Source organism: Streptomyces sp. NPDC029041 (assembly GCF_040637515.1).
Lineage (GTDB): Bacteria > Actinomycetota > Actinomycetes > Streptomycetales > Streptomycetaceae > Streptomyces.
This window is the reverse complement of record NZ_JBEZWO010000002.1, coordinates 75,207-88,835: the sequence shown is the minus strand read 5'-3', so window position 1 is coordinate 88,835 and position 13,629 is coordinate 75,207. Positions and strand designations below refer to the sequence as shown.

General features: G+C 68.8%; 12 protein-coding genes. 3 read left to right on the top strand and 9 right to left on the bottom strand.

What is annotated here, in order from left to right; translation table 11 throughout:
- Positions 1-101: 101 nt before the first annotated feature.
- From AB0F04_RS03995 to AB0F04_RS03965, 7 genes are all read right to left on the bottom strand, one after another.
- Complete coding sequence (locus AB0F04_RS03995; protein ID WP_362037524.1) at positions 102-1,250, bottom strand: aldose epimerase family protein; 1,149 nt, start codon at positions 1,248-1,250, stop codon at positions 102-104.
- 56 nt (positions 1,251-1,306) lie between these two features.
- A complete protein-coding gene (mmsB, locus tag AB0F04_RS03990) occupies positions 1,307-2,551 on the bottom strand; it encodes a multiple monosaccharide ABC transporter permease (RefSeq protein ID WP_362037521.1) in 1,245 nt (414 codons plus the stop codon).
- Positions 2,548-4,098 carry a multiple monosaccharide ABC transporter ATP-binding protein gene (mmsA, locus tag AB0F04_RS03985; protein WP_362037519.1) on the bottom strand — a complete coding sequence of 517 codons (1,551 nt, stop codon included), beginning with the start codon at positions 4,096-4,098 and terminating at the stop codon, positions 2,548-2,550. The genes mmsB and mmsA overlap by 4 nt, the downstream gene beginning before the upstream one ends.
- 46 nt (positions 4,099-4,144) lie before the next feature.
- Positions 4,145-5,257, bottom strand: coding sequence for a multiple monosaccharide ABC transporter substrate-binding protein (chvE, locus tag AB0F04_RS03980; RefSeq protein WP_362037516.1), 1,113 nt, complete (start codon positions 5,255-5,257; stop codon positions 4,145-4,147).
- A gap of 138 nt (positions 5,258-5,395) precedes the next feature.
- The gene (locus AB0F04_RS03975; RefSeq protein WP_053672176.1) at positions 5,396-6,364 is read right to left on the bottom strand and encodes a hypothetical protein; all 969 of its coding nucleotides are present in this window, start codon (positions 6,362-6,364) and stop codon (positions 5,396-5,398) included.
- A 128-nt stretch (positions 6,365-6,492) separates the two neighbouring features.
- Positions 6,493-7,497 (bottom strand): alcohol dehydrogenase catalytic domain-containing protein, encoded by a 1,005-nt coding sequence (locus AB0F04_RS03970; RefSeq protein ID WP_362037514.1) that lies wholly within the window; start codon positions 7,495-7,497, stop codon positions 6,493-6,495.
- A complete protein-coding gene (locus AB0F04_RS03965) occupies positions 7,494-8,657 on the bottom strand; it encodes a mandelate racemase/muconate lactonizing enzyme family protein (protein ID WP_362037511.1) in 1,164 nt (387 codons plus the stop codon). The genes AB0F04_RS03970 and AB0F04_RS03965 overlap by 4 nt, the downstream gene beginning before the upstream one ends.
- Before the next feature lie 268 nt (positions 8,658-8,925).
- On the opposite strand from AB0F04_RS03965, the gene AB0F04_RS03960 reads away from it, so the two are divergent.
- Positions 8,926-9,864: a hypothetical protein gene (locus AB0F04_RS03960; RefSeq protein WP_362037508.1), complete on the top strand. Its 939-nt coding sequence runs from the start codon at positions 8,926-8,928 to the stop codon at positions 9,862-9,864.
- Between the two features lie 59 nt (positions 9,865-9,923).
- Here the strand turns inward: AB0F04_RS03960 and AB0F04_RS03955 are convergent, their stop codons facing one another.
- Together AB0F04_RS03955 and AB0F04_RS03950 are read right to left on the bottom strand one after the other, a co-directional pair.
- Positions 9,924-11,156, bottom strand: a complete 1,233-nt coding sequence (locus AB0F04_RS03955; RefSeq protein ID WP_362037506.1) for an RNA-guided endonuclease TnpB family protein — start codon at positions 11,154-11,156, stop codon at positions 9,924-9,926.
- 385 nt (positions 11,157-11,541) lie between these two features.
- A complete protein-coding gene (locus AB0F04_RS03950) occupies positions 11,542-11,991 on the bottom strand; it encodes a MarR family transcriptional regulator (protein ID WP_362037503.1) in 450 nt (149 codons plus the stop codon).
- 96 nt (positions 11,992-12,087) lie between these two features.
- Here AB0F04_RS03950 and AB0F04_RS03945 point away from each other — a divergent pair, with 96 nt between their 5' ends.
- Together AB0F04_RS03945 and AB0F04_RS03940 are read left to right on the top strand one after the other, a co-directional pair.
- Positions 12,088-13,110 (top strand): NADP-dependent oxidoreductase, encoded by a 1,023-nt coding sequence (locus AB0F04_RS03945; RefSeq protein ID WP_362037501.1) that lies wholly within the window; start codon positions 12,088-12,090, stop codon positions 13,108-13,110.
- Between the two features lie 96 nt (positions 13,111-13,206).
- Positions 13,207-13,626, top strand: coding sequence for an organic hydroperoxide resistance protein (locus tag AB0F04_RS03940; protein ID WP_362037498.1), 420 nt, complete (start codon positions 13,207-13,209; stop codon positions 13,624-13,626).
- Positions 13,627-13,629 lie beyond the last annotated feature (3 nt).

The following is a 13,629-nucleotide window of genomic DNA, read 5'->3' as shown; positions in this document are numbered from 1 at the left end:
AGCGCGGGCCGCCCTTTGATACGGAGGCCACGGTGACACCGTTCAACCGTCGGTAGAACGGTCGGAACGTGTGGCCTTGTCGTGAAGACCTGTCAGGGGCCTCAGCAGCCGAACGTGTGGATGGTCGTCGTCCGGTACGTCTGCCCCGGTCGCAGGACCGTCGACGGGAACTTGGGCTTGTTCGGCGAGTCCGGGAAGTGCTGCGTCTCCAGGCACAGCGCGTCGCCCTGCCGGTAGGTGCGGCCGGACGGGCCGGTCAGCGTGCCGTCGAGGAAGTTGCCGGAGTAGAACTGCAGGCCCGGCTCGTTCGTGGCGATCTTCATCGTGCGGCCGGAGGCCGGGTCACGCAGGGTGGCGACGTGCTCGGGGCGGGCGGTGATGCCCTTGTCGAGGACCCAGTTGTGGTCGAAGCCCTTGGCGGTCACCAGCTGCGGGTGGGAGACGCGGATGTCCCGGCCGATCGGCTTGGCCTTGCGGAAGTCGAAGGGGGTGCCCGCGACCTTGGCCAGCTCGCCCGTGGGGATCAGGCCCGCGTCGGTGGGCGTGTAGCGGGAGGCCGCGATCTGGAGCTCGTGGTCCTCGATCGTGCCGCTGCCCTCGCCGGCCAGGTTGAAGTAGACGTGGCTGGTGAGGTTGACGACGGTGGCCTTGCTGGTGGTGGCCTCGTAGTCGATGCGCCACTCGCCGCGCCGGGTGAGCGTGTACGTCACCTTCGTCTTGAGCGTGCCCGGGTAGCCCATCTCGCCGTCGACGCTGGTGTAGTACAGGTGCAGGCCGACGTCGGAGCCCTTCACGAACGGCTCGACGTCCCACACGCGCTTGTCGAAGCCCTGGGTGCCGCCGTGCAGGCTCTGCTCACCGTCGTTGACGGACAGCTGGTAGTCCTTGCCGTCCAGGGTGAACTTGCCCTTGCCGATACGGTTGCCGTAACGGCCGATCAACGCGCCGAAGTACGGGGTCTTCGCGACGTAGTCCTCGAGGTTGTCGAAGCCGGCGGAGACGTTGGCGTACCGGCCGCGGCGGTCGGGTATCTCCAGGGACTGCACGACACCGCCCCAGGACAGGACCTTCAGGCGGGTGCCGCCGTTCTCCAGCGACCAGCTGTAGACCTTCGTGCCGTCGGCGAGCTTGCCGAAGAGCGTCTTCACCGGCTTCCTGCCTCCCGTGGCGTGCGCCGTGCCGCCGAGCGTGGTGGCGGCGACGCCCGCCGCGGCTGCTCCGGCGATGACCGTGCGTCTGTTCAGTTCCATGCGTGCGGCTCCCGAATGAGGAAGGGCCCCGCCTCCCGGCGGGGCCCAGAGCTGACTTACGAACCGACCTTGCGCTTGTTCCACACGTCGAACCCGACCGCCGCCAGCAGCACCATGCCCTTGATGACCTGCTGCCAGTCGGTGCCGATGCCGACGAGGTTCATACCGTTGTTCAGCACGCCCAGGACCAGGCCACCGATGATCGCGCCGAGGACGGTGCCGACACCGCCGCTCATCGACGCCCCGCCGATGAACGAGGCCGCGATCGCCTCCAGCTCGAAGTTGAGGCCGGCCTTGGGAGAGGCCGCGTTGAAGCGGGCGGCGAAGACCAGACCCGCCAGGGCCGCGAGCATGCCCATGTTCAGGAAGACCAGGAAGGTGACCTTCTTGTCCTTCACACCCGACAGCTTGGCCGCCGGGAGGTTGCCGCCGATGGCGTAGATGTGGCGGCCGATGATCGCGTTGCGCATGACGTAGCCGAAGCCGACGAGCAGCACGCCCAGGATGAGCAGCACGATCGGGGCGCCCTTGTAGCTGGCCAGCAGCATGGTGAGCGTCAGCACCGCGGCGCCGATCGCGACCAGCTTCAGCAGGAACAGCTTCGTGGGCGGGACGTCCAGGTTGAACTCCTGCTGCCGCTTGCGGTCACGGACTTCCTGGAAGATCACGAAGGCGATCATCGCGAAGCCCAGCAGCAGGGTGAGGTTGTGGTAGTTCGTGTTCGGGCCGACCTCGGGCAGGAACCCGTTGGCGACCTTCTGCAGCCCGTCGGGGAACGGGCCGAGGGTCTGGCCCTCCAGGAAGATCTCCGTCAGACCGCGGAAGATCAGCATGCCCGCCAGGGTCACGATGAACGACGGTATGCCGCCGTACGCGATGAAGAACCCTTGTACGGCACCCGCGACCGCGCCCACGGCCAGGCACAGCACGACGGCGAGGGGCCAGGGCAGATCCTGTTTGACCATGAACACCGCGGCCATGGACCCGACGAACGCCGTCAGCGATCCGACCGACAGGTCGATGTGGCCGGCGATGATGACCAGCATCATGCCGATCGCGAGGATCAGGATGTAGCTGTTCTGCAGCACCAGGTTGGAGACGTTGCGCGGGAGCAGCAGGTCGCCGTCGGTCCAGACGGCGAACAGGACCACGATCAGGCCCAGGGCGATCAGCATGCCGTACTGCCGCATGTTGCGGCGCATGCCGTCCATCACCAGCTGCAGCAGGCCGTCGCCCCCGGCCCCGCCGCTCCTGCCCGGCGGCGCGGGGGCCGGGCTCTTGGCGGTCACGTCCGTGCTCATCGGGTTACCTCTTTGTCCTTCGTCATCTGACGCATCAGCGATTCCTGGGAGGCCTCGGCCCGCGAGAACTCACCCGTCAGCCGTCCCGCGGCCATCGTGTAGATGCGGTCGCACATGCCGAGCAGCTCGGGCAGCTCGGAGGAGATGAAGACGACCGCCTTGCCCTGGGCGGCCAGCTGGTCGATGACCGTGTAGATCTCGTACTTGGCACCGACGTCGATACCGCGCGTCGGCTCGTCCAGGATCAGCACGTCCGGACCCGAGAAGATCCACTTGCTGAGGACGACCTTCTGCTGGTTGCCGCCGGACAGCTTGCCGACCGGCTCGAACACCGTCGGCGCCTTGATGTTCATGGACTTGCGGAAGCCCTCGGCGACCTGCCGCTCCTCGTGCTCGTCGACCACACCGCGCTTGGCGACCTTGCCCAGGGCGCTCAGCGAGATGTTCCGGTTGATGGTGTCGATGAGGTTGAGGCCGTAGTGCTTGCGGTCCTCGGTCACGTAGGCGATGCCGTGCCTGACCGCCTCCGGGACGGTCTTGGTGCGGATCTCCTTGCCGTCCTTGAGGACCGTGCCGTCCGCGTACCGGCCGTAGGTCCGCCCGAAGACGCTCATCGCGAGTTCGGTGCGGCCGGCGCCCATCAGGCCCGCGATGCCGACGATCTCCCCGCGCCGCACGTGGAGCGACACGTCGTCGACGACCTTGCGCTGCTGGTCGATGGGGTGGTGCACGGTCCAGCCCCGGATCTCCAGGGCCGGGGCGGCGCCCTCCTCCGGCTCGTGCGGCGACCGCTCCGGGAAGCGGTGCTCCAGGTCGCGGCCGACCATGCCGCTGATGATCCGGTCCTCGGTGGTCTCCTCGGCCTTCACATCGAGGGTCTCGATGGTCTGGCCGTCGCGGAGGATCGTCACCGAGTCGGCGACCTTGCGGATCTCGTTGAGCTTGTGGGAGATGATGATCGAGGTGATGCCCTGCTTCTTCAACTCCAGGATGAGGTCCAGGAGTTTGCCGCTGTCCTCGTCGTTCAGCGCGGCGGTCGGCTCATCCAGGATGAGCAGCTTGACCTTCTTCGACAGGGCCTTCGCGATCTCCACGAGCTGCTGCTTGCCCACGCCGATGTCGGCGACGCGGGTGTCCGGGTGGTCGGCCAGACCGACCCGGCGGAGCAGCTCGGTGGCGTGCCGCAGGGTCTCGGTCCAGCTGATGATCCCCCGGGTGGCGTGCTCGTTGCCGAGGAAGATGTTCTCCGCGAGGGAGAGATAGGGCACCAGGGCCAGTTCCTGGTGGATGATCACGATGCCGCGTTCTTCGCTGGCCCGGATGTCCTTGAACTGGCAGACCTCTCCCTCGAAGAGGATGTCGCCCTCGTACGTGCCGTGCGGGTGGACGCCGGAGAGGACCTTCATCAAGGTCGACTTGCCGGCGCCGTTCTCCCCGCAGATGGCGTGGACCTCGCCCTGGCGGACGGTCAGTGTGACGTCCGACAGCGCCTTGACGCCGGGAAAGGTCTTGACGATCGAGCGCATTTCCAGGACGGGTCCCGCCATGGTCGTGCCTTCCAATCAGTGGTGGAACGTCGGTCGGTGGCGGGGACTACTTGAGGTCGCTCTCCTTGATGTAGCCGGAGTCGACGACCTCCTTCTGGTAGTTCGACTTGTCGACCGCGACCGGCTCCAGCAGGTAGGCGGGGACGACCTTCGAGCCGTTGTCGTAGGTCTTGGTGTCGTTGACCTCGGGCTTCTTCTTGTTGAGCAGCGCGTCGACCATGTTCGAGGACACCTTGGCAAGCTGACGGGTGTCCTTGTAGACGGTCATCGACTGCTGGCCGGCGATGATCGACTTCACCGAGGCGACCTCGGCGTCCTGGCCCGTGACGACCGGCAGAGGCTTGTTCTTGGAGCCGTAGTCGTCGGACTTCAGCGCCGAGAGGATGCCGATGGAGATGCCGTCGTAGGGGGAGAGGACGGCGTCGACCCGCTGGCTCTTGTAGGCCGAGGTCAGGATGTCGTCCATGCGCTTCTGGGCGGTGCCGCCGTCCCAGCGCAGGGTGGTGACCTGGTTGAGCTTGGTCTGGCCGGAGCGGACGACGAGCTGCTTCTTGTCGATGTAGGGCTGCAGGACGTTCATCGCGCCCTGGAAGAAGTAGCGGGTGTTGTTGTCGTCGTTGGAGCCGGCGAACAGCTCGATGTTGAAGGGGCCCTTCTTGGAGCCGTCCTTCAGGCCGAGCTTCTCGACGATGTAGGTGCCCTGCAGTTCGCCGACCTTCTCGTTGTCGAAGGAGGCGTAGTAGTCGACGTTCTGCGTGCCGAGGATCAGACGGTCGTAGGAGATGACCGGGATGTTCGCGTCCTTGGCCTGCTGGAGCACGTTGTTCATCGACTTGTTGTCGATCGCGGCGATGATCAGCGCCTTGACGCCCTGCGTGATCAGGTTCTCGACCTGCGAGACCTGCTGGTCGGGGTCGTCCTCGCCGTAGACCAGCTTGGTCTTGTAGCCCTTGGACTCGAGGTCGGCGACGACGTTCTTGCCGTCGGCGATCCAGCGCTCGGAGGACTTGGTCGGCATCGCGATGCCGATGGTGGCGCCCTTGGTGTCGCCCCCGCTCTCCTTGCTGCCGCCCTCGCCGCTCTGGCCGCAGGCGGACAGGGTCAGGGCGAGGGACGCGGCTCCGGCTATGGCGGTGAGAGCGGCTCTGCGGTTACGCATGATCATCATCCTTGATCTGTGGCAGGGCTCGGTCTCAGGCGCGAAGTCGATCCGGGTGGTCGTGCCGGAAAGACCGAGAAGAGATGTGGTGGATTGTGGTCGGCTGTGTCTTCTTTTGTAAGTCGAGTAGCCGGAACGTTATGACGAGGTTTCGAAACGTTGCAGATCGCCCGGCAGCCGGGATCCCAGCGGCGCCATGTCGCCGTCCGCTCCGTGGCGCGCCAGGAGGTCCAGGGCGAGCCGTCCGCGACGCACCCGCTCCTTGGCCGTGGCCAGGGTCAGCTCCCGCATGTGGTGTCCGTACGGATAGATCCCGGGGGCCTTGGAGAGGCCGAACTTCAGGTACAACGGGGCCCCGCGTCTGATGAGTTCGGCCACCTCGTACATGCGGACGTAGCCGCCGAGGTCGTCGGGGGCCTCGATGTACATGTCCATCGGCGCGCCCGACACCCGGCGGATCTCGGTGAGGTGATCGAGCGTCAGGTCGCTGGGCACGTTGACCGAGTCGGCGCCCAGGCGCTCGTACACCGCGTAAGCCGCCGGGTTGACCGGTCCGATGAGCGCGGAGACCTTGAGGGTCGTGTCGGCCGGGATGATCCCCGCAGCCCGGGCCCGGTGCAGCGTCCACAGCACGCCCTCGTCGGCGACGAGCAGGCACTTGACGCCCAACTCGGTGGCCCTGACGGCGTCTTCGACGCAACCGGCGACGGCGTCGTGGCCGCGGGCACGCAGTCCGGCCCCGCGTGAGTCGGTGCGCGTGGACCCGCCGATGTCCCAGGTGCCGCGCGGGCCGGTGAACAGGCAGAGCTCGATGTCGCGTTCACCGGTCGACTCGACCATCTCGGTGATCTCGGCGTCGGTCAGCATCCACACGCCGCTGCCCTGGCTGATCCGGTGGATCGGCACGTCGAGCCGCGAGGCCTCCTTCAGGACCACCGCCAGCGCCTCGGGGCCCTCGCAGGAGGGGATCTCGGTGCGCCAGCGGCCGCCGCCGGGGAAGGAGTGTGCGGACGTGTCGGCGGGGTCGGGAGCGGGCGCGCTCAGACCCAGCGCGGTGAGGGCCGGCTCACCGGGCCTGCGGGCGGCCGTGGCGGAAGCGTCGGTCACAGGAATGTCCTTCGGTTCGATATGTCGGACGAGGTTCGCGGCTCTGGGGACGGCGCGGCTCGGGATGCGGCGGGGCTGGGTGTACGCCGGTACGGGAGCCGTCAGGTTGTTCCCGTGCCGGCGTACGTCTAGGGGCGGAGCAGGACCTTGCCCACCTTCGGGTCGCCGGCCCCGACCAGCTCGATGGCCTGCGAGAACTCGGTGAGCGGCAGCTCGTGCGTCACCAGCGGCAGCGGATCGAGCAGACCGGCGGCGAACACCCGCACGGTGTGCGCCCAGGCGTCCGGCGGAGCACCGAAGACGCTGTGCACCTCCAGCTGCTTCACGACGAGGTCGGTCGGGTCGAGGCCCTCGGCGCCCGGCGCCGGGATGCCGGTCAGGACCAGCCGCCCGCCGCGCCGGAGCAGGCCGGCGGAGATCCGGGCGGCGTCCGCGGACCCGGCCGTCTCGATCACCACGTCGATGTCGTCGGGGAGTGCCTGGTCCTTGGTGCGGAAGTCCGTCGCGCCGTACTGGCGCGACAGTGCCTCACGGTCCCGGCGGGTGCCGACGACCAGCAGCTCCGCCGGCGAGTTGGCCTTCAGGAACTGCACGGCGAACATGCCGAGGGTGCCGGTGCCGACCACGGCGACGCGCTCACCGGGCTGGGCGTTGCCCTTCAGCGCGGCGGCCGCGATGCAGGCGGCGGGTTCCAGGAGGGCCGCGGCCGTGAGGTCGCAGTCGTCCGGGAGGGCGTGCAGGAGACGGGCCGGGAGGGTCAGCGTGGCCGCCATCGCGCCCGGCTGGGTGAACCCGGTCTCCTCGTACCCGGCGGTGCACAGGGTCGTGTCGCCCGCGTGGCAGCGGTCGCAGACCTGACAGTTTCGAAAGCCCTCACCGACGACCTTGCGGCCCACGAGGGAGGCCGGGACACCGGCGCCCACGGCCTCCACCGTCCCGGACCACTCGTGGCCCGGGGTCAGCGGATAGCGCACATAGCCCTCGGGGCGATTGCCCTGGTAGACCTCGCGGTCGCTGCCGCAGATCCCGGCGGCGTGCACCCGCACCAGGGCCTCGCCGGCCTCGGGCCGCCGCGGCTCGTGCGGGACGAGACGGTGCTCGCCCGGGGCGTCGACGACGACCGCGGTGCTCACTGCGAGCCCTTCGGCTTGCGCTGTTCCCAGCCCTCCGCCCAGAGGTCGAAGCGGGCCTGCTGCTGCGGGAATTCGGCGGCGGCGTCGACGTCCAGCTCCACACCGAGGCCCGGGGCGTCGGAGACGTGGAAGCAGCCGTCCTCCGGGTTCACCTGCGGGGCGCCCTTGACCACCTTCTTGATCTCCGCGTCGGCGAAGTCGTTGAAGTGCTCGAGAATCTTGAAGTTCGGGGAGGTGAAGCCGACCTGGAGGGACGCGGCGGTCAGCACGGAGCCGCCCACGTTGTGCGGGGCGACCAGCATGTAGTGCGTCTCGGCGGTCGCCGCGAGCTTCCGGGTCTCCCAGATGCCGCCGATGTGGCCGACGTCCGGCTGGATGATGTCGACGGCCTGGGACTCGAACAGCTCCCGGAACTCGATCCGGTCGTGGATGCGCTCACCGGTGGCGACCGGCATGTCGACCTTGGCGGCGACCTTCTCCAGCGCCTTGAGGTTCTCCGGCGGGACCGGCTCCTCCAGCCACGCCGGCTTGAACGGCGCCAGCTCCTTGGCCAGGCGCACGGCCGTGGCGGGGGAGAAGCGGCCGTGCATCTCCAGCATCAGCTCGGCCTCGGGGCCGATCGCGTCGCGGACGGCCTCGATCAGCGAGACCGCGTACAGGGTCTCCTGGTGGTCCAGCTCGTAGTGTCCGGTGCCGAAGGGGTCGATCTTCAGCGCCCGGTAGCCGCGCTCCATCACGCCCTGGGCGGCCTTGTGGTAGGCCTCCGGGGTGCGCTCGGTGGTGTACCAGCCGTTGGCGTAGGCCTTGACCTTGTCGGTGACCTTGCCGCCCAGCAGCTGCCAGACGGGGACGCCGAGGGCCTTGCCCTTGATGTCCCAGCAGGCCATCTCGATCACGGCGATGCCGGACATGACGATCTCGCCGGCGCGGCCGTAGTCGCCGTACTTCATGCGCTTGACGAGGTCCTCGACGGCGAAGGGGTCGGAGCCGAGGATGTGGTTGGTCTCGGCTTCCCGCAGGTAACCGATAAGGGCGTCGGTGTGTCCCAGCATCCGGGTCTCGCCGACTCCGGTGATCCCCTCGTCGGTGTGCACCTGGACGTAGGTCAGGTTGCGCCACGGCGTCCCGACCACGTGTGTGCTGATTCCGGTGATGCGCACGGCGGTTGTCCCTCGCAGGTTCGTCGGCTCGTTCTGTCAGTTTGTTCCGTCTGCGTCCCGTTCGCGTTCCGGCGCCTCGACTTGTTCGAGATTTCGGCACACGTTCGAAATGCTGGCGTGACAGTAAGGAGGGGGCGGCAGGAGTGTCAATGGGTCGCGCACATAACGGTTTCGACAGTTTCGAAACCCGGCGCCGACCGTGTCTCTGCAGAACCTTCACAGGTGGATCTAGGAACGTGACCGGCGCGGAACTTAATCTTCCCGCGTCATGGACTACTGCGACCCGTGCCGACGGCACCTCAACGGCGCCCTCGCCTGCCCGGGGTGCGGCACCTCGGCCGACAGGCTGCGCCGGAGCGACCCGGTGTACGGCGGGTACGACGTCACCGCGTCAGGGCGCGCCGGCGACGGGCCCGGGAGTCCGTCCGGAGCGCACGAGTCGCACGCCCCCGGCGACCGACACGACGACGCGTACGGCGACGGGCGCGACGACCCGTACGGCGACGGGTACGACGCCACGTACGGCGAGGGGCGTGACGACGCGTACGGCGACGGGCGTGACGACGCCTACGGCGACGGACGCGACGACGCCTACGACGACGCGTACGGCGATGACGACGGCGAGCACGTGGGGCGCGCGGCCCGACGGCGCGGGCATGGGCGTGGCCCCGCCCCCGACGGCCCGGGAGGGTCGAGTCGACGGGACCGCAAGGCAGCGGCACACCGCCGCCGGCGCCGCCGCACCCTGTTCGTGGCCGCCGGGTTCGTACTGGCGGCCGGCGGCCTGAGCCTCGCGGAACTCGGCATGGACGCCCCCGGCTCGAAACCGAAACCGGCCGCGGCCGGGGGCGAGTCGGCCGACGGGGACGCCTCGCCCGAAGCGGGGAAGCCGGGCAACGGTTCGGGCGGTAAAAGGGGCGGGGCCGACGGCTCGTCAGGCTCCGCTTCACCGACGGCATCTGACACCCCGTCCGCTTCCGCATCCCCGAAGGACGAGAGCTCGGAGTCCCCGAAGGGCGGCGAACCGTCGAAGGACCCCGAGTCGGCGGCGGGAGACGCCCCCAGCGGCCCGGCGCCCGCCCCCACGGCCGCCCCGCCCACCTCGGGCCAGGGCCCCGGCCCGACCGCGGACCCGACCACCCAACCCCCGGAGCCGGAGCCGTCCGCCTCCGAGCCGTGCAAACGGTTCCTCTGGTGGTGCACTTGACATGCTCCTCGCCCTGAAGGGACGAGGATTCTGGCCTTCTCTACCGGTTGCCGTGGCCGCTACGCGGCATGGTTCCCGGTCGGGAATCCGTGGCTTCCTGTTTCTTCACGCTGTGCCGGAATCGCTCCCGGTCTTACCGGCGCTCCGCAGGCCGATACCGCCAGTCCGGCGGCCGTCTTCACATTGATCGCGGCGTTGTGGTCCCGGTCGTGGACCGTGCCGCAGGCGCTGCAGGTCCATTCCCGCACGTTCAGGGGTTTGGGCCCGTCCACGACGCCGCAGGCGTGGCAGGTCCGGGAGGTCGGTTCGAACCGGCCGATCTTCACCAGAGTGCGCCCGTACCGTTCCGCCTTGTACGTCAGCATGCCGATGAACGAGGACCATCCGGCGTCGTGCACGGACTTGGCCAGCCTGGTACGCCCCAGTCCCGCCACCGACAGGTCCTCCACGGCGATCCCTTGGTTCTCGGAGATCAGCCTGGTGGAGAGCTGGTGGTGGAACTCACAGCGAGCGTCGGCAACCTTGGCGTGGGCGCGGGCGACCTTCCGACGGGCCCTGGCCCGGTTCTTCGATCCCTTCTGCTTGCGCGACAGCTCCCTCTGTGCCTTCTTCAGCTTCTTCTCCGCGCGCCGCAAAAAGCGCGGGGAGTCGATCTTCGTGCCGTCGGACAGGACGGCGAAGTGTGTGAGGCCGAGATCGATGCCGATGGTGCGGTCGGTCTGCGGCATGCGGGCCTTATCGGCGGCGGGGTCGGTGTCGATGACGAAGGAGGCGAAGAATCTGCCCGCCGCGTCCTTGATGACGGTGACCGATGACGGCGTGGCGGGCAGCGGGCGGGACCACTTCACCTTCACCGCCCCGATCTTCGGCAGGTTCAGACGCTCCTGGCCGATGCTGCCCGTGATGTTCCAGCGGGCGTTGGCGGTGAACCGGATCGACTGCCGGCTGTCCTTGCGGGACTTGAAGCGGGGCGCTCCCCGTCTCGGCCCCTTGCGGGCGCCCTTGAGCGAGGCGAAGAAGTTGCGGTAGGCGGCCTCGGCGTCCCGCAGGGACTGCTGGAGCACCACCGCGGAGACCTCCCCCAGCCAGGACCGCCCGGCTGTCCGCTTCGCCTCGGTGATCAGCTTCCTCGACAGCTCACCGGCCGCCGGGACCGGCTCCCCGGCCTTGCGGGCGTCCTCGCGGGCACGCACAGCGTCGTTGAACACGACACGGGCACACCCGAACGCCTTCGCCAACGCGGCTTGCTGGACGGTGTCGGGGTACAACCTGAAGGCGTACCGAAGTTGCATGACGATCACCTTAGAAGCCCGAACACTCACTGTCGTCGAGAACGTTTGCGCGAGATGTCACCGTGGCGTGCACTGCCCAGCTCCGCCGGGACGACACCGCGACGCTCCGCGTCGCCACCACAGATTCGCTTCACCCCCGGCCTGAAAGCCGGAGCACTGCGAATGAATTCCGGTAGCGTCTGGTGGTGCACATGGCGTCCGCTCGGCCGGTTTCGCCCAGGCGGCACGAAACGAGTGCATCGGTGGCGAGTGCGGCAGGGTCGTCGTGCCCGGTCGCGGGGCACCAGGTCCCCTGACGGCGCCGGCCGCGTTCCGTCGCGTCTCGAACAGGCCCCCGCCGCACCCGGTCCCGGGCCGCGAGACCCTCTGACAGCCGGGCCCGGCCTCAGTCCAGCATGCGCCGCAGCGTGTCCCGCAGCGCCACGCGCTCCTCCTCGGAGAGCCCGGCCAGGGGTTCCCGGGCGAACCGCAGTGACTCCCGTAGGCTCCGGGCCACCTGCCGCCCCTCCGCCGTCGCCGCCGCCACCTTCACCCGGCGGTCGGCCGGGTTCGGCTGCCTCTCGACCAGGCCCCGCGCCTCCAGCCGGTCCACGATCCCCGTGACGTTCGACGGCTCGCACTTCAGCTGCTGGGCCAGCCTCCGCATCGGCAGCGGCTCGAGACACAGCAGGCTGAGCAGCCGTGCCTGCGCGCCCGTGAGGGCGTGTTCCGCCGCCGCGGACTCGTAGTCCTCGTGGAACCGCGCCACGACCTCCCCGATCAGCTCGACGACGTCGAGAGTCAGCTGATCCGGGCGGGTGCCCGTCATGCCGGGCGTCGGTGTGGTGGATGCCATGCCGTCGAGGGTACCCGGTTATTTGACAACATGAAATTTTCAGGAGCATGGTTGTTTCAGGTACTGAAACATCGAGTCAGTGAGGTAAGGCGCATCATGACCGACACCCCCGCCCTCCCCGCCGTCAGCCGCGAGTGGCACCTGGCGAGCCGTCCCGTCGGCTGGCCGAAGCCCGAGGACTTCGCCTTCGTCGAGGTGGACGTACCGCAGCCCGGTGAGGGCCAGGTCCTCGTCCGGAACAAGTACCTCTCCGTGGACCCGTACATGCGTGGCCGCATGAGCGACGCGAAGTCCTACGTCGCCCCCTTCGAGCTGGGCAAGGTCATGCAGGGCGGTGCCGTCGGCGAGGTCGTGGCGTCGAACGCCGAGGGCCTGTCCGCCGGGGACCACGTGCTGCACTTCTTCGGCTGGCGCGAGTACGCGGTCGTCGACGCGAAGAACGCCGTGAAGGTGGACCCGCAGGCCGCGCCGCTGTCGACGTACCTCGGTGTGCTGGGCATGACCGGTCTCACCGCCTACGCGGGCCTGCTGCGCACCGCCGCGTTCAAGGAGGGTGACGCCGTCTTCGTGTCCGGTGCCGCCGGTGCCGTGGGCGGCCAGGTCGGCCAGATCGCCCGGCTGAAGGGCGCCTCGCGGGTCATCGGCTCCGCCGGGTCCGACGAGAAGGTCAAGCTCCTCACGGAGGAGTACGGCTTCGACGCCGCCTTCAACTACAAGGACGGGCCCGTGGCCGAGCAGCTGCGCGCCGCCGCCCCGGACGGGATCGACGTCTACTTCGACAACGTCGGCGGTGACCACCTGGAGGCGGCCATCGGCTCCCTCAACCAGGGCGGCCGGATCGCCGTCTGCGGCATGATCTCCGTCTACAACAACACCGAGCCCGCCCCGGGCCCGAAGAACCTCGCCCGCCTGATCGCCACGCGCGGCCGTATCGAGGGCTTCCTGGTCGGGGACCACTACGACCTGCAGCCGCAGTTCGTGCAGGAGGTCGCACCCTGGGTCGCCTCCGGTGAGCTCAAGTACCGCGAGACCGTCGTCGAGGGCATCGAGAACAACCTGGAGGCCTTCCTGGGTGTTCTGCGCGGCGACAACACCGGGAAGATGATCGTCAAGCTCTGACGCCTTCCCTCAGGATTCCGGCATGCGGTAGTTTCTTTCCGAATCCGTTCCGGCCCGGGCGCGAGCCGCGGCGGACGACCTGAGGAACACAACCGCATGCCGATCCAGCAGTCCGACGTCCTGTACACCGCCGTCGCCACCGCCGAGAACGGGCGCGACGGCCGGGTCGCCACCGACGACGGCAGGCTCGACGTCGTCGTCAACCCGCCGAAGGAGATGGGCGGGAGCGGCGCCGGCACCAACCCGGAGCAGCTGTTCGCCGCCGGGTACAGCGCCTGCTTCCAGGGCGCACTCGGTGTCGTCGCCCGTCAGGAGGGGGCCGACCTCTCCGGTTCGACGGTGACCGCGAAGGTCGGCCTCGGCAAGAACGGGGACGGCTTCGGGATCATCGTCGAGATCTCGGCCGACATCCCGAAGGTGGACCGGGGGACCGCCCGGTCACTGATCGAGAAGGCCCACCAGGTCTGCCCGTACTCGAAGGCGACCCGCGGCGACATCACCGTGACGCTGGTCTGACCA

Excerpts from the sequence above, each read along its gene's own strand:
- AB0F04_RS03995 (WP_362037524.1), bottom strand. The coding sequence starts at position 1,250 with ATGGAACTGAACAGACGCACGGTCATCGCCGGAGCAGCCGCGGCGGGC.
- mmsB (WP_362037521.1), bottom strand. The coding sequence starts at position 2,551 with ATGAGCACGGACGTGACCGCCAAGAGCCCGGCCCCCGCGCCGCCGGGC.
- mmsA (WP_362037519.1), bottom strand. The coding sequence starts at position 4,098 with ATGGCGGGACCCGTCCTGGAAATGCGCTCGATCGTCAAGACCTTTCCC.
- chvE (WP_362037516.1), bottom strand. The coding sequence starts at position 5,257 with ATGCGTAACCGCAGAGCCGCTCTCACCGCCATAGCCGGAGCCGCGTCC.
- AB0F04_RS03960 (WP_362037508.1), top strand. The coding sequence starts at position 8,926 with ATGGACTACTGCGACCCGTGCCGACGGCACCTCAACGGCGCCCTCGCC.
- AB0F04_RS03955 (WP_362037506.1), bottom strand. The coding sequence starts at position 11,156 with ATGCAACTTCGGTACGCCTTCAGGTTGTACCCCGACACCGTCCAGCAA.
- AB0F04_RS03950 (WP_362037503.1), bottom strand. The coding sequence starts at position 11,991 with ATGGCATCCACCACACCGACGCCCGGCATGACGGGCACCCGCCCGGAT.
- AB0F04_RS03945 (WP_362037501.1), top strand. The coding sequence starts at position 12,088 with ATGACCGACACCCCCGCCCTCCCCGCCGTCAGCCGCGAGTGGCACCTG.
- AB0F04_RS03940 (WP_362037498.1), top strand. The coding sequence starts at position 13,207 with ATGCCGATCCAGCAGTCCGACGTCCTGTACACCGCCGTCGCCACCGCC.